Raw genomic sequence first — 22,904 nt, forward strand, 5'->3', positions numbered from 1 at the left:
AAGATCTCATCATTCCGTACGGAGTCACACATGGCGAACGCAGGCAATATTATCGGCAAAGTAACGCTTCTCGCAGGCGAAGCCACGGTGCGCTCCCCGGACGGTTCGATCCGCACGCTGCAATTGGGCGATGCGGTGTACGAAGGCGACGTGATCACCACCAGCGAGGGTGGCAAAGTCGAAATCGCCTTCGAACAAGGCCGCAGCTATGTGATCGGCGGGAATGAAACGCTGACCCTCGACGCCCAGGTGTATGCCCCCGGCGCCACCGAAACCCACGATGCCGCCCTGCTGCCCGCCACGGGCGAACTGGCCGACGTCACTCAGGCCATCATCTCCGGCAATGGCAGCCTGGATGCCCTGCTTGAAGAAACCGCGGCTGGTTTGAGCGGCGGTGGCGACGACAACGGCAGCTCCTTTGTCGAACTGCTGCGCATCGCCGAATCGACCACCCCGGTCGAAAACACCACCACCGGCATCGAGACCAATACCCGTCCGCAGTTCGAGACCGTCAATGGCGCCGCCGCCGAAGCGCCAAGCTCCATCAGCGTCAATCTGCCCGACACCGTCACCCCGGGCGCCGCTTCGAGCGCCATCACCATTACCGGCAGCACCAGCGCAATCGCCAGCGGCAGCACGGTGACCCTGGTGATCCAGGACAGCGATCCCGCCACGCCGGACGTCACGCTCACCGTCGTCACCGCCAATGACGGCAGCTTTACCGGCACTGCCAATTTGTCTGGCCTGGCCCACGGCACCCTGACCGTGACCGCCACCGTGGTCGACCAGAACGGCACCAGCAGCAGCGCCACCGATACTGCCGTCATGCTCAACGCCAGCCCAGTGGCCGCCGCGGATACGATCAGCACGGCCGAAGACACGGCAGTGACCATCAGCGCCGCCACCCTGCTGGCCAACGATACCGATGCCGATGGCGACGCGCTTGTCATCAGCAGCGTGCAAGGTGCCGTCAACGGCAGCGTTGCCCTTGTCAACGGCAATATCGTCTTCACGCCGGCCGCCAACTACAACGGCCCTGCTTCGTTCAGCTACACCATCAGCGATGGCCAGGGCGGCAGCTCCACCGCCACCGTCAGCCTGAACGTGGGCGCTGTCAATGACGCCGCCGTCATCACGCCCGGCAGTGTGAACCTGACCGAAACCAACCTGCCGCTCACCGCATCCGGCACGCTGGCCATCAGCGACGTGGACAGCCCGGCCGCCTTCGTGCCCGGCACCCAGACGGGCGCCTACGGCAGCTTGAGCATCAATGCGGCTGGCAACTGGAACTACACCGCCAGCAGCGCCCACAATGAATTCGCCGCCGGCAGCACCTACAGCGATGTGTTCACCGTCACCAGTGCCGACGGCACCACCAGCACCATCACAGTCAATATCGCCGGCACCAACGACGCTGCCGTTATCAGCACCGCAACGGTCGGCCTGACCGAGACCAACGCCGCCCTGAGCGCCACCGGCGCCCTGACCATCAGCGACGCCGACAGCCCGGCCACGTTCGTGGCCGGCACCATCGCCGGCACCTACGGCAGCATCGCCCTGCAAGCCAACGGCCAGTGGACTTACACCGCCAGCTCGGCGCACGATGAATTCGTCGGCGGCGCCACCTACAGCGACAGCTTTGTCGTCACCAGCGCCGACGGCACCACCAGCACCATCACCGTCAACATCCTGGGCACCAATGACGCCGCCGTCATCAGCACCGCCAGCGCCAACCTGGTCCAGTCGAACACGGTCCTGAGCACTGCAGGTACGCTGAGCATTACCGACGTCGATTCCGCCGCAAGCTTCGTCCCAGGCACCATCAACGGCACCTACGGCAGCATTGCACTCCAGGCAGACGGCCAGTGGGTGTACACCGCCAGCTCGGCCCACACCGAATTTGTGGGCGGTACCAATTACAGTGACGTTTTCACCGTCACCAGCGCCGACGGCACCACCAGCACGATCACTGTCAACATCCTCGGCACCAATGATGCGGCCGTCATCAGCAGCGCTAGCATTGGCCTGACCGAGACCGACAGCGTTCTCAGTGCGTCCGGCACGCTGACCATCAGCGACGTCGACAGCCCGGCCACCTTCGTGGCAGGCACCATCGGCGGCGCCTATGGCAGCATCGATCTGCAGGCCAACGGCCAGTGGACCTACACTGCCAGTTCGGCGCACAACGAGTTCGCTGCTGGTACCAACTACAACGAAGTGTTCACCGTCACCAGCAGCGACGGGACCACCAGCACCATCACGGTCAATATCCTTGGCACCAATGACGCCGCTGTCATCAGCACCGGCAGCGCTAACCTGACCGAAACCAATGCCGTTCTGGTGACCACCGGCACCCTGACCATCGTTGACCCTGACAATGCAGCGGCCTTTGTGCCGGCAACCATCAGCGGCACCTACGGCAGCGTCAATCTGCAGGCCAATGGCCAGTGGACCTACACTGCTTCGTCGGCGCACGACGAATTTGTCGGTGGCGCCACTTACAGCGACACCTTCACCGTCACCAGCGTGGACGGCGCCACCAGCACCATCACCGTCAACATCCTGGGTACCAACGATGCGGCCGTGATCAGCACGGCCACGGTCAACCTGACCGAATCCGACGTCGCCGGCAGCCCGACGGGTGTGCTCAGCGTGTCCGGCAGCCTGACCATCAGCGACGTTGACAGCCCTGCCACCTTTGTCGCCGGGACCATCACCGGTGCCTACGGCAGCGTGACCGTGCAGACCAACGGCCAGTGGACCTACAACGCCAGTTCGGCCCATCCGGAGTTCGTGGCCGGCACCACCTACAGTGACGTGTTCACCGTCACCAGCGCCGACGGCACCACCAGCACCATCACGGTCAACATCCTGGGCACCAATAGCGCCGCCGTCATCAGCACCGCCACGGCCAACCTGGTCGAGACGGATTCTGTTCTGACCGCATCGGGCACGCTGACCATTTCCGACGCTGACAACAGTGCCACCTTCGTGGCTGGCACCATCGGCGGCACCTATGGCAGCATTGCCATTGACGCGAACGGCGCCTGGAATTACACCGCCAGCTCGGCCCATCCTGAGTTTGTGGCCGGCACCAATTACAGCGATGTATTCACCGTCACCAGCGCAGACGGCACCACCAGCACCATTACCGTCAACATCCTGGGCACCAATGACGCTGCCGTCATCAGCACCGCTACCGCCAACCTGACCGAAACCGACGCCTTGCTGGTCACCTCGGGTACCCTGAGCATCAGCGACGCGGACAGCGCCGCCACCTTCGTGCCGGCGACCATCACGGGCAACTACGGCAGCGTGACCCTGCAAGCAAACGGCCAGTGGACCTACACGGCCAGCTCGGCCCATCCGGAATTTGTCGGCGGGACCAATTACAGCGACGCCTTCACCGTCACCAGCGCCGACGGCACCACCAGCACCATCACGGTCAACATCCTCGGCACCAATGATGCGGCAGTCATCAGCAGCGCCACTGCCAACCTGGTCGAGACGAACGCAGTCCTGTCCACGTCTGGCACCTTGAACATCAGCGATGCCGACAGCGCCGCCACCTTCGTGGCAGGCACCATCGCCGGCACCTACGGCAGCGTGGCCCTGCAAGCCAATGGCCAATGGGTCTACACGGCCAGCAGCGCCCACAACGAGTTTGTCGGTGGCGCCAATTACAGTGACGTGTTCACCGTCACCAGCGCCGACGGCACCACCAGCACCATCACCGTTAATATCCTCGGTATCAACGACGCCGCCGTCATCAGCAGCGCAACCGTGCCGCTGACCGAGACCGGCGCCGTTCTGACGGCCACAGGCGCCCTTACCATCAGCGACGCCGACAGTGCTGCCGCCTTTGTACCTGGTACCCTGACCGGCACGCATGGCAGCGTGGTTCTGCAGGCGAATGGCCAGTGGACCTACACCGCCAGCAGCGCGCACGACGAATTCGCAGGCGGCACCACCTATAGCGACGTGTTCACCGTCACCAGTGCCGATGGCACGACCAGCACCATCACGGTCAATATCCTCGGCACCAACGATGCTGCGGTTCTGAGCACGGCCACGGCCAATCTGACCGAAACCAACGCCGTCTTGAGCACGTCCGGCACCTTGACCGTGTCCGACGTCGACAGCGCGGCCAGTTTCAATGCCGGCACCATCACCGGCACCTATGGCAGCATTGTTCTGCAGGCCGATGGCCAGTGGACCTACAACGCCAGCTCCGCGCATCCTGAATTTGTGGCCGGCACCACCTACAGCGATACTTTCGCTGTCACCAGCGCTGACGGCACCGCCACCACGATCACGGTCAATATTCTGGGCACCAATGACACGGCAGTCATCAGCACCGCAACCGCCAACCTGATCGAAAACGGTACCGTACTGACCGCCAACGGCAGCTTGAGCATTACCGATCCAGACAGCCCGGCCGTCTTCAACCCCGCCACCATCAACGGCAGCTACGGCAGCCTGACCATTGACGCGGCCGGCAACTGGAACTACACCGCCACCTCGACCCACGAAGAATTCGCCGGCGGCACCACCTATGCCGACGTATTCACCGTCACCAGCGCTGACGGCAGCACCAGCACCGTGACCGTCAATATCGTCGGCTCGAACGGCAATGCGGTCATCAGTACCGCGACCGTCAATCTGAACGAGACCAATGCCGTCCTGACCTCGTCGGGCACGCTGACCATCACCGATGCCGACAGCCCTGCAAGCTTCACCGCCGAAACCATCACCGGCAGCTACGGCAGCGTCACCATCGCGGCCAATGGCCAGTGGACCTACACGGCCAGTTCGGCCCACAATGAATTTGCAGGCGGCGCTACCTACTCCGACGTGTTCGTCGTCACCAGCGACGATGGCACGCCAAGCACGATCACGGTCAATATCCTGGGCACGAACGACGCGGCAGTCCTCAGCAGCGCAACTGCCAGCCTGACCGAGACCAATGCAGTCCTGACGACGAGCGGCCAGCTCACCATCAGCGATGTCGACAACCCGGCCACGTTCGCCGCCGGCACCATCAGCGGTACCTACGGCAGCGTTACGCTGCAGGCGAACGGCCAGTGGGTGTACAACGCCAGCAGCGCGCACAACGAATTTGCTGCCGGCAGCACGCACACCGACACGTTTACCGTCGCCGCGACCGATGGCACCACCAGCACCATCACCATCAGCATCCTGGGCACCAACGACGCCGCCGTCATCAGCACTGGCAGCGCCAGCCTGGTTGAAACCAATGCGGTCCTGTCCACTTCGGGCACCCTGAGCATCAGCGACGCCGACAGCGCCGCCACCTTTGCGGCAGGTACGATCGCCGGCACCTATGGCAGCGTGGCCCTGCAGAGCAATGGTCAATGGGTTTACACCGCCAGCAGCGCTCACAATGAATTCGTGGGCGGCACAAACTACCAGGACGTGTTCACCGTTGCCAGTGCCGACGGCACCACCAGCACCATCACCATCAACATCCTGGGCACCAACGATGCGGCCGTGATTAGCACCGCCACCGCAAACCTGACCGAGACCAATGCCGTGTTGACCTCGTCCGGCACGCTGAGCATCGCGGACGCTGACAGCGCGGCCACGTTCGTCCCGGCCACCATTACTGGCACCTATGGCAGCGTCAACCTGCAGAGCAACGGCCAGTGGACTTACACCGCCAGCTCGGCGCACAACGAATTTGCAGCCGGCACCACCTACAGCGACGTGTTCACTGTCGCCAGCGCGGACGGCACCACCAGCACCATCACCGTTAACATTTTGGGCACCAATGACGCGGCCGTGATCAGCACCGCCACCGTCAACCTGGTTGAGACGAACGCCGTACTGACCGCCAGCGGCAACCTGACCGTGTCCGACGTGGACAGCGCGGCGAGCTTCGCGGCAGGCACCATCGGCGGCGCTTACGGCAGTATCAATCTGCAGGCCAACGGCCAGTGGACTTACACCGCCATTTCGGCGCACAACGAATTTGTCGCCGGCACCAACTATCAGGACGTGTTCACCGTCGCCAGTGCCGACGGGACTACCAGCACCATCACGGTCAACATCCTGGGCACCAACGACGCCGCTGTTGTTAGTACCGCAACCGCCAACCTGACCGAGACCAACGCTGTATTGACTACTTCGGGCACGTTGAGCGTGTCGGACGTGGACAGCGCTGGCAGCTTCACCCCTGCCACCGTTGCTGGCAACTACGGCAGCGTGACGCTCCAGGCAAACGGCCAGTGGACCTACACGGCCAGCTCGGCCCACAACGAATTTGTCGCCGGTACCACCTACAGCGACACTTTTGCTGTTACCACCGTCGACGGCACCGCCAGCACCATTACGGTCAATATCGTCGGCACCAACGATGCCGCGGTCATCAGCAGCGCCACCGTCAATCTGCTTGAAACCAATGCCGTGCTGACCGCCGCAGGCACCCTGACCATTTCGGACGTGGATGGCGGCGCAAGCTTCGTACCGGCCACCATCAATGGCACCTACGGCAGCGTCACGATCGACGCCAGCGGCAACTGGAACTACACGGCCAGCTCGGCGCACAATGAATTCCAGGGCAGCCCAAGTTCGATCAACTTCTATAACGATACCTTTACCGTCACCGGTATTGACGGCACCACCAGCACCATCACCGTCAACATCCGCGGCACCAACGATGCCGCCGTCATCAGCACCGCCACGGTCAATCTGACCGAAACCAATGCCGTGCTGACCAGCGCCGGCACGCTCACCATTTCCGACCTCGACAGCCCTGCCACCTTCATCGCCGGCACCCTGACCGGCACCTACGGCAGCGTCAATCTGCAGGCCAACGGCCAGTGGGTCTACACCGCCAGCACCGCGCACAATGAATTTGTGGGCGGTACTACCTATAGCGACGTATTCACCGTCACCAGCGCCGACGGCACCACCAGCACCATCACGGTCAATATCCTGGGCACCAATGACGCTGCTGTCATCAGCACCGCAACGGCCAACCTGACCGAGACCAATGCCGTATTGAGCACCTCGGGCACCTTGACCATCACTGATGCCGACAGTGCCGCCAGTTTCAATGCTGGCACGTTCACGGGTACCTACGGCAGTGTGGCTCTGCAAACGAACGGCCAATGGACCTACACCGCCAGCAGCGCGCATAACGAGTTCGTTGGCGGCACCACCTACAGCGACGTGTTCACCGTCACCAGTGCGGACGGCACCACCAGCACGATCACGGTCAATATCCTGGGCACCAACGACGCTGCCGTCATCAGCAGCGCAATCGTGCCGCTGACCGAGACCGACGCCGTGCTGAGCGCATCCGGTACGTTGACGATCAGCGACGCCGACAGCGCCGCCAGTTTCAATGCCGGCACCATTGCGGGCAACTACGGCAGCATCGCCCTGCAGGCCAACGGCCAGTGGGTCTATACCGCCAGCAGCGCGCACAACGAATTTGTAGGTGGCACCACCTACAGCGATGTGTTCACCGTCACCAGCGCCGACGGCACCGTTAGCACCATCACGGTCAACATCCTCGGCACCAATGACGCCGCGGTCCTGAGCACCGCGACCGCCAATCTGACCGAGACCAACGCAGTGCTGACGGCTTCGGGAACCTTGAGCGTGTCCGACGTCGACAGCGCCGCAAGCTTCAACGCTGGCACGATTAGCGGCACCTACGGCAGCATCGCCCTGCAGGTCAATGGCCAGTGGGTCTACACCGCCAGCAGCGCCCACAATGAATTCGTGGGCGGCACGACGTACAGCGACGTCTTCACTGTTACCAGCGCCGACGGCACCGCCAGCACCATCACGGTCAATATCCTGGGTACCAACGACGCGGCCGTTCTCAGCACGGCAACGGCCAATCTGACGGAAACCAATGCGGTCCTGAGCGCCACCGGTACGCTGACCATTTCCGACGCCGATAGCGCCGCCAGTTTCAACGCCGGCACCATCGCCGGCGCCTACGGCAGCATCGCACTGCAAGCCAACGGCCAATGGACCTACACCGCCAGCAGCGCGCACAACGAATTTGTCGGCGGTACGACCTACAGCGACGTTTTCACCGTCACTAGTGCCGACGGCACCGCCAGCACCATCACCGTCAATATCCTGGGCACCAACGATGCCGCGGTTCTCAGCACGGCCACGGCCAACCTGACTCAGACCAATGCGGTTCTCACCACGTCGGGCAGCCTGACGGTTTCCGATGTCGACAGCCCAGCCACCTTCGTTGCGGGTACCATTGCGGGCACCTATGGCAGCGTCGCCCTCCAGGCCGATGGCCAGTGGACCTACACCGCCAGCTCGGCGCACGGCGAGTTTGTCGGTGGCACCAGCTACAGCGATGTGTTCACGGTCACCAGCGCCGACGGCACCACCAGCACGATCACGGTGAACATCCTGGGCACCAATGACGCAGCCGTCATCAGCACCGCGACGGCCAACCTGATCGAGACCGATTCGGTCTTGGCGACCTCGGGCACCCTCACCATTTCCGACGTCGACAGCGCGGCCACCTTCGTCGCCGGCACCATCGCCGGCGCTTATGGCAGCGTGACGATCAATGCCGCAGGCGCCTGGACCTACACCGCCAGCTCGGCGCATCCTGAATTCGTCGGCGGCACCACCTACAGCGATGTCTTCACCGTCAAGAGCGCGGACGGCACCAGCAGCACGATTACCGTCAACATTCTCGGTTCGAACGGCAATGCGGTGATCAGCACTGCGACAGCCAACCTGACCGAGACCAATGCCGTACTCACCGCTTCGGGCACCCTGACCATCACCGATGTCGACAGCGCGGCGACGTTCGTGCCAGACACCCTGGCAGGCACCTACGGCAGCGTGGTCCTGCAAGCGAACGGCAACTGGGCTTACACGGCCAGTTCGGCGCACAATGAATTCGTTGGTGGCACGACCTACACCGATGTGTTCACGGTCACCAGTGACGATGGCACCACCAGCACCATCACGGTCAACATCCTGGGTACAAACGACGCGGCCATCCTCAGCACCGCAACCGCCAGCCTGGTTGAGACCAATGCAGTGTTGACTGCCTCTGGCACGCTGACCGTTTCCGACGTCGACAGCGCGGCCACGTTTGTGGCCGGAACCATTCCCGGCACCTACGGCAGCATTGCACTGCAGGCCAATGGCCAGTGGGTCTACACCGCCGCCAGCGCGCACAACGAATTCGTCGGCGGAACCAACTACAGCGAAGTATTTACCGTCAAGAGCGCCGACGGCACCACCAGCACCATTACGGTCAACATTTTGGGCACCAATGATGTCGCAGTGCTGAGCACCGCAACCGCCAACCTGACCGAAACCAATGCCGTATTGACCGCATCGGGCAGCCTGACCATTTCCGACGTCGACAGCGCAGCCACGTTTGTGGCGGGCACCATCGCGGGCACCTATGGCAGCATTGCATTGCAGAGCAACGGCCAGTGGGTCTATACCGCCAGCAGCGCCCACAACGAGTTCGTCGGCGGCACCACCTACACAGACAATTTCACGGTCACCAGTGCCGACGGCACTACCAGCACCATCACTGTCAATATTCTGGGCACGAATGACGCCGCGGTCATCAGCAGCGCCACCGTACCGCTGACCGAGACCAACGCTGTCTTGACCGCATCGGGCAGCTTGACGATCACTGATGCCGACAGCGCCGCCACCTTTGTGGCAGGTACGCTGACCGGCACTTACGGCAGCGTCGCGCTGCAGGCCAATGGCCAGTGGACCTACACCGCCAGCAGCGCGCATAACGAATTCGTGGGCGGCGCCACTTACAGCGACGTCTTCACGGTCACCAGCGCGGACGGCACTACCAGCACCATCACCGTCAATATCCTGGGCACCAACGACGCGGCAGTTCTGAGCAGCGCCACCGTCAACCTGACCGAGACAGACGCGGTGCTGACCACCTCGGGCACGTTGAGCGTTTCCGATGTCGACAGTGCAGCAGCCTTTGTCGCAGCTACCATTCCGGGCACCTACGGCAGCATCGCCATGCAAGCAAACGGCCAGTGGACGTACACTGCCAGCAGCGCGCATAACGAGTTTGTGGGCGGCACCAGCTACAGCGACGTGTTCACGGTCACCAGCGCAGATGGCACCACCAGCACCATCACCGTCAATATCCTGGGGGCGAACGACGCCGCCGTGATCAGCAGCGCCACCGTGCCACTGACCGAGACCAACGCCGTCTTGAGCGCGTCGGGCACCTTGACCCTTACCGATGCAGACAGCGCCGCCACCTTCGTTCCAGGTACGCTGACCGGCACTTACGGCAGCGTTGCCCTGCAGGCCAATGGGCAGTGGACCTACACCGCCAGCAGCGCCCACAACGAATTCGTGGGCGGGACCACCTACAGCGACACGTTCACCGTCACCAGTGCCGATGGCAGCACCAGCACCATTACCGTCAACATCCTGGGCACCAACGACGCGGCGGTCCTGAGCACCGCCACGGCCAACCTGACCGAAACCAATTCTGTGCTGACCGCATCCGGCACACTGACCGTATCCGACGTCGATAGTGCAGCAAGTTTCAACGCCGGCACGATCGCAGGCACCTATGGCAGCATCGTCTTGCAGGCCAATGGCCAGTGGACCTACACCGCCAGCACCGCTCACAATGAATTCGTGGGCGGAACCACTTATAGTGATACGTTCAACGTCACCAGCGCCGACGGCACCGCAACCACCATCACCGTCAACATCCTGGGCACCAACGACGCCGCGGTCCTAAGCACCGCCACGGCGAATCTGACGGAGACCAACGCAGTTCTGACTGCCTCGGGCACGCTGACCGTCACCGACGTCGATAGCGCCGCCAGCTTCAACGCCGGTACCATTGCCGGCACCTATGGCAGCATCAACCTGCAAGCCAACGGCCAATGGACCTACACCGCAAGTTCGGCACACGATGAATTTGTGGGCGGCACGACCTACAGCGACAACTTCACCGTTACCAGCGCCGATGGGACCACCAGCACCATTACGGTCAATATCCTCGGCACCAACGATGCTGCAGTGCTCAGCACCGCCAGCGTCAATCTGACCGAAACCGATGCAGTCCTGAGCACATCGGGCACCTTGACCGTGTCCGATGTCGACAGCGCAGCAGCCTTCGTACCGGGCACCATCAACGGCACCTACGGCAGCGTTACTCTGCAAGCCAATGGCCAATGGATCTACACGGCCAGCAGCGCCCACAACGAATTCGTCGGCGGCACCACTTACACTGACAACTTCACGGTCGCCAGCGCCGACGGCACCGCCAGCACCATCACGGTCAATATCGTGGGCGCGAACGATGCTGCTGTGATCAGCAGCGCAACCGTGCCGCTGACCGAAACCAATGCCGTCCTGACGGCATCGGGTACCTTGACCATCACCGATGCTGACAGCGCCACTACATTCGTGGCCGGCACCATCAATGGCACCTATGGCAGCGTGGCCTTGCAGGCCAATGGCCAATGGGTCTATACCGCCTCCAGCGCCCATAACGAATTCGTCGGTGGTACGACTTACACCGACAACTTCACCGTCAAGAGCGCTGACGGCACCACCAGCACCATCACCGTCAACATCCTGGGCACCAACGATGCTGCGGTCCTGAGCACCGCAACAGCGAACCTGACCGAAACGAATGCCGTCCTGACGGCGTCGGGCACCCTGACCGTATCCGACGTCGACAGCGCAGCCAGTTTCAACGCAGGCACCATTGCCGGCACCTATGGCAGCATCGCCCTGCAGGCCAATGGCCAGTGGGTCTATACCGCCAGCACTGCGCACAACGAATTCGTGGGCGGTACCACTTACAGCGACACCTTCAACGTCACCAGCGCCGACGGCACTGCCACCACGATCACGGTCAACATCCTGGGCACCAACGACGCGGCAGTATTGAGCACCGCTACTGCCAACCTAACCGAGACCAATGCTGTGCTGACCGCTGCCGGCACACTGACCGTGTCTGACGTCGACAGCGCAGCCAGCTTCAACGCGGGCACCATCGCCGGCACCTACGGCAGCGTTGTCCTGCATGCCAATGGCCAGTGGGTTTACACGGCCAGCAGCGCCCATAATGAGTTCGTGGGCGGCACGACTTACACCGATACATTCACCGTCACCAGCGCCGATGGCACCGCCAGCAACATCACGGTCAACATCCTGGGCACCAACGATGCCGCCGTTCTGAGCACCGCGACGGTCAATCTGACCGAAACGAATGCGGTACTGACGGCTTCCGGGACCCTGACCGTGTCCGACGTCGACAGCGCCCCCAGCTTCAACGCCGGCACCATCGCCGGCACCTACGGCAGCGTTGCCCTGCAAGCCAACGGCCAGTGGGTCTACACGGCCAGCAGCGCCCACGACGAATTCGTGGACGGCACCACCTACACCGACAGCTTCACCGTCACCAGCGCCGATGGCACCACCAGTACCATCACGGTGAACATCCTTGGCGCCAATGACGCGGCGGTCATCAGCAGCGCAACCGTGCCACTGACCGAAACCAACGCCGTGCTGACCGCATCCGGCACGCTGACCATCACCGACGCCGACAGCGCTGCCACCTTCGTGGCTGGCACCGTTACCGGTACGTATGGCAGCGTCGCCCTGCAGGCCAACGGCCAGTGGACCTACACCGCCAGCAGCGCCCATAATGAATTCGTGGGCGGCAGCACCTACAGCGATGTATTCACGGTCACCAGTGCAGACGGCACCACCAGCACCATCACCGTCAACATCCTGGGCACCAACGATGCGGCTGTTCTGAGCACCGCAACGGCTAACCTGACCGAAACGAATGCGGTCCTGACGGCTTCGGGCACCCTGACCGTGACCGATGTGGATAGCGCTGCGAGCTTCAACGCGGGCACCATCGCCGGCACCTATGGCAGCATTGCCCTGCAAGCCAACGGCCAATGGGTCTACACTGCCAGCAGCGCCCACAATGAGTTCGTGGGCGGTACAAGCTACAGCGATACCTTCACGGTCACCAGTGCAGACGGCACGGCCACCACCGTCACCGTCAATATCCTCGGCACCAACGATGCTGCAGTCCTGAGCACCGCCACCGCCAATCTGACCGAAACCAACGCCGTTCTGACGGCATCGGGCACGCTGACAGTGTCCGATGTGGATAGCGCGGCCAGCTTCAATGCCGGCACGATCGCCGGCACCTACGGCAGCATCACCCTGCAGGCCAATGGCCAGTGGGTCTACACCGCCAGCAGCGCCCACAACGATTTCGTGGGCGGCACGACTTACAGCGACACGTTCAACGTCACCAGTGTCGATGGCACAGCCAGCACCATCACGGTCAACATCCTGGGCACCAACGATGCGGCAGTATTGAGCACCGCCACGGCCAACCTGACCGAAACCAATGCCGTCCTGACAGCTTCTGGCACCCTGACCGTGTCCGACGTAGATAGCGCCGCCAGTTTCAACGCCGGCACCATCGCCGGGACCTATGGCAGCATTGTCCTGCAGGCCAACGGCCAGTGGGTTTACACCGCCAGCACTGCTCACAATGAATTCGTGGGCGGTACTACGTACAGCGACACGTTCAACGTGACGAGCGCCGACGGCACGGCTACCACCATCACCGTCAACATCCTCGGCACCAACGATGCTGCGGTGTTGAGCACCGCAACGGTCAATCTGACTGAATCGAACGCTGTCCTCACAGCTTCGGGCACCCTGACAATTTCCGATGTGGACAGCGCGGCCAGTTTCAATGCAGGCACCATCGCCGGCACCTACGGCAGCATCGCCCTGCAGGCCAATGGCCAGTGGGTCTACACCGCCAGCACCGCCCACAATGAATTCGTTGGCGGCACGACTTACAGCGATACATTCAACGTCACCAGCGCCGACGGCTCCGCCACCACTATCACGGTCAACATCCTCGGCACCAACGATGCCGCCGTCCTGAGCACCGCCACTTCCAACCTGACCGAGACGAATGCCGTACTCACAGCGTCCGGCACCTTGAGCATCTCCGATGTCGACAGCGCAGCAAGCTTCAACGCGGGCACCATCACTGGTACCTACGGCAGCGTCAATCTGCAGTCGAACGGCCAGTGGATCTACACCGCCAGCAGCGCTCACAATGAATTCGTGGGCGGTACCACTTACAGCGACAACTTCACGGTTACCAGCGCCGACGGCACCAGCAGCACCATCACCGTCAACATCCTGGGTACCAATGACGCCGCAGTGCTTAGCACCGCAACAGCCAACCTGACTGAAACGAACGCGGTCCTGACGGCTTCCGGCACCCTGACCGTGTCCGACGTCGATAGCGCAGCAAGCTTCACCGCAGGCACCATCGCCGGCACCTATGGCAGCATCGCCCTGCAGGCCAATGGCCAGTGGGTTTATACGGCCAGCACTGCGCACAACGAGTTCGTGGGCGGCACGACTTACAGCGATACCTTCAACGTCACCAGCGCCGACGGCACCGCCACCACCATCACGGTCAACATCCTGGGCACCAACGACGCGGCAGTGCTGAGCACTGCAACCGTCAACCTGACCGAGACCAATGCCGTCCTGACGGCTTCCGGCACCCTGACCGTGTCCGACGTTGACAGCGCTGCAAGCTTCAACGCGGGCACCATCGCCGGCACTTACGGCAGCATCGCCCTGCAGGCCAATGGCCAGTGGGTCTACACCGCCAGCACTGCGCACAATGAGTTCGTGGGAGGCACCACCTACAGCGACACCTTCAATGTCACCAGCGCCGACGGTACCGCCACCACCATCACGGTCAACATCCTCGGCACCAATGATGCCGCCGTCCTGAGCACGGCGACGGACAACCTGACCGAGACCAACGCCGTCCTGACGGCATCGGGCACGCTGACAGTGTCCGATGTGGATAGCGCGGCCAGCTTCAACGCCGGCACCATCGTGGGCACCTACGGCAGCGTTGCGCTGCAAGCCAACGGCCAGTGGGTCTACACCGCCAGCAGTGCCCACAACGAATTCGTGGGCGGTACCACCTATACCGATACATTCACCGTCACCAGCGCCGACGGCACGGCCAGCACCATCACGGTCAACATCCTGGGCACCAACGATGCTGCCGTCCTGAGCACCGCAACGGTCAATCTGACCGAAACGAACGCTGTCTTGACGGCTTCCGGTACCCTGACCGTGTCCGACGTCGACAGCGCCGCCAGCTTCAACGCCGGCACCATCGCCGGCACTTACGGCAGCATCGCCCTGCAGGCCAATGGCCAGTGGGTCTACACCGCCAGCAGCGCCCACAACGAATTCGTGTATGGTACGACTTACACCGATACGTTCACCGTGACCAGTGCCGACGGCACCGCCAGCACCATCACGGTGAACGTTCTGGGCACCAATGACGCGGCCGTCATCAGCAGCGCAACCGTGCCGCTGACCGAAACCAACGCCGTGCTGACCGCATCTGGCACCCTGACCATCACCGACGCCGACAGCGCTGCCACCTTCGTGGCAGGCACCATCGCCGGCACGTACGGCAGCGTCGCCCTGCAGGCCAACGGCCAGTGGACCTACACCGCCAGCAGCGCCCACAACGAGTTCGTGGGTGGCACAACCTACAGCGACGTGTTCACGGTCACCAGCGCAGACGGCACCACCAGCACCATCACCGTCAACATCCTGGGGACCAATGACGCCGCAGTACTGAGCACCGCAACGGCCAATCTGACGGAAACGAACGCCGTACTGACAGCAACGGGCACGCTGACTGTGTCCGATGTGGACAGCGCCGCCAGCTTCAATGCGGGCACTATCGCCGGCGCCTATGGCAGCATCGCCCTGCAGGCCAACGGCCAGTGGACTTACACCGCCAGCAGCGCCCACAATGAGTTCGTGGGCGGTACAAGCTACAGCGATACCTTCACGGTCACCAGTGCAGACGGCACGGCCACGACGATCACTGTCAATATCCTCGGCACCAATGATGCTGCGGTTCTGAGCACGGCGACCGCCAATCTGACCGAGACCAACGCCGTTCTGACGGCATCGGGCACGCTGACAGTGTCCGATGTGGATAGCGCGGCCAGCTTCAATGCCGGCACAATCACAGGCACCTATGGCAGCATCGCCCTGCAGGCCAACGGCCAGTGGGTCTATACCGCCAGCACGGCCCACAACGAATTCGTGGGCGGCACGACGTACAGCGACACGTTTAACGTCACCAGTGCGGACGGTACTGCCACCACCATCACCGTCAACATCCTGGGTACCAATGACGCCGCTGTACTGAGTACCGCAACAGCCAACCTGACAGAGACGAATGCGGCCCTGACGGCGTCCGGCACCCTGACCGTGACCGATGTGGACAGCGCCGCCAGCTTTGTGGCGGGCACCATCGCTGGCACCTATGGCAGCGTGGCCCTGCAGGCCAATGGTCAATGGGTCTACACCGCCTCCAGCGCCCACAACGAGTTTGTCGGCGGTACCACTTACACGGACAACTTCACTGTCAAGAGCGCCGACGGCACCACTAGCACCATCACCGTCAACATCCTCGGCACCAACGACGCCGCAGTGCTGAGCACCGCAACGGCCAACCTGACCGAGACGAATGCGGTCCTGACGGCTTCCGGTACCCTGACCGTGTCCGACGTCGACAGCGCAGCCAGTTTCAACGCCGGCACCATCGCTGGCACCTATGGCAGCATCGCGCTGCAGGCCAATGGCCAGTGGGTCTACACTGCCAGCACTGCGCACAACGAATTCGTGGCCGGCACGACGTACAGCGACACCTTCAACGTCACCAGCGCCGACGGTACCGCCACCACCATCACGGTCAACATCCTGGGCACCAATGACGCGGCAGTATTGAGCACCGCTACTGCCAACCTGACCGAAACGAATGCCGTTCTGACGGCTTCGGGCACCTTGACCGTGTCCGACGTCGACAGCGCAGCCAGTTTCAATGCCGGCACCATCGCCGGCACCTATGGCAGCGTCGCACTGCAGGCCAACGGCCAGTGGGTCTACACCGCCAGCAGCGCGCATAACGAATTCGTGGGCGGCACAACCTACAGCGACACCTTTACGGTCAGCAGCGCCGATGGCACCACCAGCACCATCACGGTGAATATCCTGGGCACCAATGATGCTGCCGTCATCAGCACAGCAACTGCCAACCTGACGGAAACCAACGCCGTCCTGACCGCGTCGGGCACGCTTACCATTACCGACGCCGACAGCGCCGCAACCTTCGTGGCAGGCACCCTGGCCGGCACCTACGGCAGCGTGGCATTGCAAGCGAATGGCCAGTGGACCTACACCGCCAGCACGGCCCACAATGAATTCGTCGGTGGCACCACCTACAGCGACACATTCACCGTGACCAGTGCTGACGGGACCACCAGCACCATCACAGTGAACATCCTGGGCACCAACGACGCTGCGGTTCTCAGCTCGGCAACGGTGCCCCTGACGGAGACCAATGCGATCCTCACCGCCAGCGGCGCCTTGAGTATTTCGGACGTCGACAGTGCGGCCACTTTTGTTGCAGGTACCATCGCCGGCACCTATGGCAGCGTGGCTTTGCAGGCGAATGGCCAGTGGGTCTATACGGCCAGCACCGCTCACAACGAGTTCGTTGGCGGCACCACTTACAGCGACACCTTTACCGTCACCAGCGCCGACGGCACCGCCAGCACCATCACGGTTAATATCCTGGGCACCAACGACGCTGCCGTGATCAGCACCGCGACGGTCAATCTGACCGAGACCAACGCCGTGCTGACTGCAGCCGGTACCTTGGGCATTACAGACGTCGACAGTGCTCTTACCTTCAATGCGGGTACATTCGCCGGTACCTACGGCAGCCTGACCATCAACACGGCAGGCAACTGGACCTACGCCGCCAGCACAGCCCATAATGAGTTCGCGCTTGGCACGACCTACACCGATACCTTCACCGTGACCAGTGCCGACGGCACCACCAGCACCGTTACCGTGCGTATCGCCGGCAGCAACGATGCGGCCGTCATCAGCACCGCATCGGCCAGCCTGACCGAGACCAACGCGGTCCTGACCACCAGCGGCACACTGACCATTTCCGACGTGGACAGCCCTGCCACCTTCGTTGCAGGCACCATCGCCGGCACCTACGGCAGCGTGGCTCTGCAGGCCAATGGCCAGTGGGTCTACACGGCCAGCACCGCTCACAACGAATTCGTGGGCGGCACGACTTACAGCGACACCTTTATCGTCACCAGTGCCGATGGCACCACCAGCACCATCACCGTCAATATCCTGGGCACGAATGATGCTGCCGTCATCAGCACTGCAACTGCCAACCTGACCGAAACCAACGCCGTCCTGACCACGTCGGGCACCCTGACCATTACCGACGCCGACAGCGCCGCCACCTTCGTGGCGGGCACCCTGGCCGGCACCTACGGCAGCGTGGCGTTGCAAGCGAATGGTCAGTGGACCTACACCGCCAGCACGGCGCACAATGAATTCGTCGGTGGCACTACCTACAGCGACAGCTTCACAGTCACCAGTGCTGACGGCAGTACCAGCACCATCACCGTGAACATCCTGGGCACCAATGACGCTGCGGTTCTGAGCTCGGCCACGGTACCGCTGACCGAGACCAATGCGGTCCTCACGGCCAGCGGCAGCTTGAGTATTTCGGACGTCGACAGCGCAGCCTCCTTCGTTGCAGGCACCATCGCCGGCACCTACGGCAGTGTGGCTCTGCAGGCCAACGGCCAGTGGGTCTATACCGCCAGCACGGCGCACAACGAGTTCGTGGGTGGCACGACTTACAGCGACAGCTTCACCGTCACCAGCGCCGACGGCACCACCAGCACCATTACCGTCAATATCCTGGGCACGAATGATGCGGCTGTGATCAGCACCGCCACGATCAATCTGACCGAAACCAACGCCGTTCTGACGGCAGCCGGCAGCCTGACCATTTCGGACGTCGACAGCGCCGCCACCTTCAACGCTGGCACCATTGCCGGCACCTACGGCAGCCTGACCATCACCGCAGCTGGCAACTGGAATTACACCGCCAGCAGCGCCCACAACGAGTTCGCCGGCGGCACCACCTACACCGACACCTTCACCGTGACCAGTGCCGATGGCAGCACCAGCACCGTGACGGTCCGTATTGCGGGCGTCAACGACGCAGCCGTCATCAGTACCGCCACCGTGCCGCTGACGGAAACGAACGCAATTCTGAGCGCCAGCGGCACGCTGACGATCTCGGATGCAGACAGCCCTGCCACCTTCGTTGCAGGCACCATCGCCGGCACCTACGGCAGTGTGGCCCTGCAGGCCAATGGCCAGTGGGTCTACACTGCCAGCACCGCGCACAACGAATTTGTGGGCGGCACGACCTACAGCGATACCTTCACCGTCAGCAGCGCCGATGGCACCACCAGTACCATCACGGTCAACATCCTGGGCACCAATGACGCGGCCGTCATCAGCACTGGCAGCGCCAACCTGACCGAAAGCGGCGCCGTACTGACCGCCAATGGCAACCTGACGATTTCGGATGTCGACAGCGCCGCGACCTTCGCTGCCGGCACCATCGCTGGCACCTACGGCAGCCTGGCCATTACCACGGCCGGCGCGTGGACTTACACCGCCAGCAGCGCGCACAACGAGTTCGCGCTTGGTACCAACTACACCGACACCTTTATCGTGACCAGCGCCGACGGCACCACCAGCACGGTGACCGTCACCATCGCCGGCACCAACGACGCCGCCGTGATCAGCACGGCCACCGCCAACCTGACCGAGACCAATGCGGTCCTGACGGCAAGCGGCACCCTGACGATCTCGGACGTGGACAGCGCTGCCACCTTTGTGGCAGGCACCATTGGCGGCACTTACGGCAGTGTGGCACTGCAGGCCAACGGCCAGTGGGTCTACACCGCCAGCACGGCGCACAACGAATTTGTCGCTGGCACCACCTACAGCGATGTGTTCACCGTCACCAGCGCCGATGGCACCAACAGCACCATCACCGTCAATATCCTGGGCACCAACGATGCAGCGGTGCTGAGCACGGCGACGGTCGCACTGACGGAAACCAATGCCATCCTCAGCACTTCGGGCACCCTGACGGTCACGGACGTTGACAGCAGCGCCACCTACGTTGCCGGTACCACGGCCGGTGCCTACGGCAGTCTGACCATCAACGCGGCCGGTGCCTGGACCTATACGACCAGCACTGCCCATAACGAGTTTGCGGCCGGCGTCGTGTACTCGGACGCGATTGTCGTCAAGAGCGCCGATGGCACGTCCACCACTGTCACGGTCAATATCACCGGCACCAACGATGCGGCGGTCATCACGCCAACCACGGTCAACCTGACCGAGACCAACGCGGTGCTGACCAGCAGCGGCACGGTGGCCATCACCGACGTTGACAACCCGCTGACCTTCGTTGCAGGCACCACCACTGGCACCTACGGCAGCCTGACCATGGCCAGCAACGGTAGCTGGACCTATGCGGCCAGCACGGCACATGACGAATTTGCTGCCGGCACCGTCTACAAAGACACCTTCACAGTCACTTCGGCTGATGGCACCACCAGCACCATTGTGGTCAACATCACCGGCACCAACGATGCACCAGTGGGCCGCAACGACGTCAACTCGATTACCGAAGATTCCGGTGTCACGACGCTGACGGTCAACGCCGCCAATGGTGTGATCCTGAGCGGCGCCAACGCTGCTGGCCGCGACAGCGATGCCGAGGGCAACACGATGAGCGTGTCTGGCGTACGCACCGGCGACGGCAGCGGCAGCGGCACCGCCGGCACCGTTGGCAGCGCGCTGGTTGGCGCCTACGGTTCGCTGACCCTGGCCGCGGACGGCAGCTACAGCTACGTGCTGCGCAACAGCAGCGTGGAAGTGCAGAATCTGTTGGCTGGTGAAACCGCATACGACAACTTCACTTACACAGTCAGCGATGGCAAGGGCGGCTTCGACACCGCCACCCTGAGCATCGCCGTCAATGGCGCGATGGACCTGACTGCCGCCCCAGCGACACTGACGGCGTTGCCGAATGCCGCCAACGGCCTGTCCGGCTCCTACTACGGCTACAACGAGACCAACGCCGTTGGCACAGGCATCCGTTCGCACAGCGACGACGGCAAGGCCACCTTCGGCATCCACAATGGAACAGGCAACCTCAATTCGGTCGAGGACATGTACACCATCATCGATGGGCGCAATGCCCTGGCCGGTGGTGGCAGCGTGGTTGGCACTGCCAACTCGGGTACTGCCGGGGCGGCCGACGTGGTGTTCCAGGCGCGCACGCTCAGCTACGGCGTGACGCAAAGCGTCACCTCCGCTCTGGGCTCGAACAGCAGCGTTGCCGCCGGCGGCAGCCTGCCCACCACCAGCACCACGTCCACCACCCGCGGTCTGGCGAACTTCCTGTACCAGGATCGCGGAACCGGCGTAGTACAAACTGGCGCTGGGAACACCAACAACACCTCGGGCCTGGGTAACACGACCGACGCCGCAGTGCGCATGAGCGGCCAGTTCTACATGCAGCCTGGTTCGTACGACTTCCGCGTCACCGCCGACGATGGCTTCCGCCTGAACGTGGCCGGCCAGACCCTGCTGGAATTCGACGGCAACCAGTCACCAACCACGCGCGTCTTCCGCAACGTCTACCTCAGCAACGATGAAGGCGGCTTGCAAGACATCGAATTGCTGTACTGGGAACAAGGCGGCAATGCGATCCTCAAGATCGAGTTCAAGGCCAGTAACGATCCGGCATCGGCTTATCAAGTTCTGTCGCTGAGTAACACAGCGATGTTCTCTGCCGAAGCAGCACCCACCTTGTCCGATCCACAGATTCAGGATCTGGTGTACGACACCAACACGGCAAAGTGGCAGATGCGTACCGGTAGCCGTCTCGATGGCGACGGCAATGGCAATACCCTGACGGGCGGCGCTGGCCGTGACCTGTTGAACGGGAATGGCGGCAACGATACCCTCAACGGCAATGGCGGTGCCGACCGCCTTGACGGCGGTGCCGGCAACGACACCTTGAACGGTGGCGATGGCAACGATGTGCTGATTGGCGGCGCCGGTACCGACCTGCTGGTCGGCGGCCTGGGCGACGATATCTACGTGTTGTCCGACCAGCTCGACACACTGACCGAACTGGCCAGCCAGGGTACCGATACCGTGCAGCTCGACGCGGCCTACACCGGCACCTCGTATACCTTGCAGACCAACTTCGAGAATCTGACGGCCCAGGGCAGCGCCAACTTCACGCTGACCGGCAATTCAGTCGACAACCGTATCGAAGGCAACAGCGGCGCCAACATCATCGACGGTGGCGCCGGCAACGACTACCTGATCGGCGGCGCTGGCAATGACACCCTGACCGGCGGCACCGGCTCGGACGTCTTTGCCTGGCGCCTGGCCGACCGCGGCACCGCGGGCGCGCCAGCCAAGGACACCATCACCGACTTCACCTACGGTGGCGGTAACAGCAACGTCGAGTCGGGAACCGCCGGCGTGGCCGTGGGCGGTGGCGATGTGCTCGATCTGCGTGATCTGCTGCAGGGCGAGCACACCACCCTGAGTGTGACCGATCCAGCCTTGTCGCAGGTGGAGATCAGCAATCTGCAAAACTTCATCCACGTGGAGATCAGCGGCAGCAATACCATCCTGCATATCAACAGCACTGGTGGATTCAGCGGCACCAGCAATACCGGCGAAGATCAGACCATCACGCTGACCGGCGTGAACCTGTACACCCAGCTGGGCGTCACTGCAGGCGAAGATGCCAACCTGCTCAAGATGCTGCTGAAGATGGGCACCTTGCGCATCGACTAAGGCATGCCGCTTCGGCGGCTGAC

1 protein-coding gene is annotated in these 22,904 nt (G+C 62.8%); it reads left to right on the top strand.

The window, feature by feature from the left end; translation table 11 throughout:
• The first annotated feature begins 30 nt into the window (after window positions 1–30).
• The gene (locus tag BUC24_RS26645; RefSeq protein ID WP_143167507.1) at window positions 31–22,881 is read left to right on the top strand and encodes a VCBS domain-containing protein; all 22,851 of its coding nucleotides are present in this window, start codon (window positions 31–33) and stop codon (window positions 22,879–22,881) included.
• Window positions 22,882–22,904: the final 23 nt, after the last annotated feature.

Origin of the sequence: Massilia sp. CF038, from assembly GCF_900129765.1 — a bacterium.
Classification (GTDB): domain Bacteria; phylum Pseudomonadota; class Gammaproteobacteria; order Burkholderiales; family Burkholderiaceae_D; genus Telluria_A.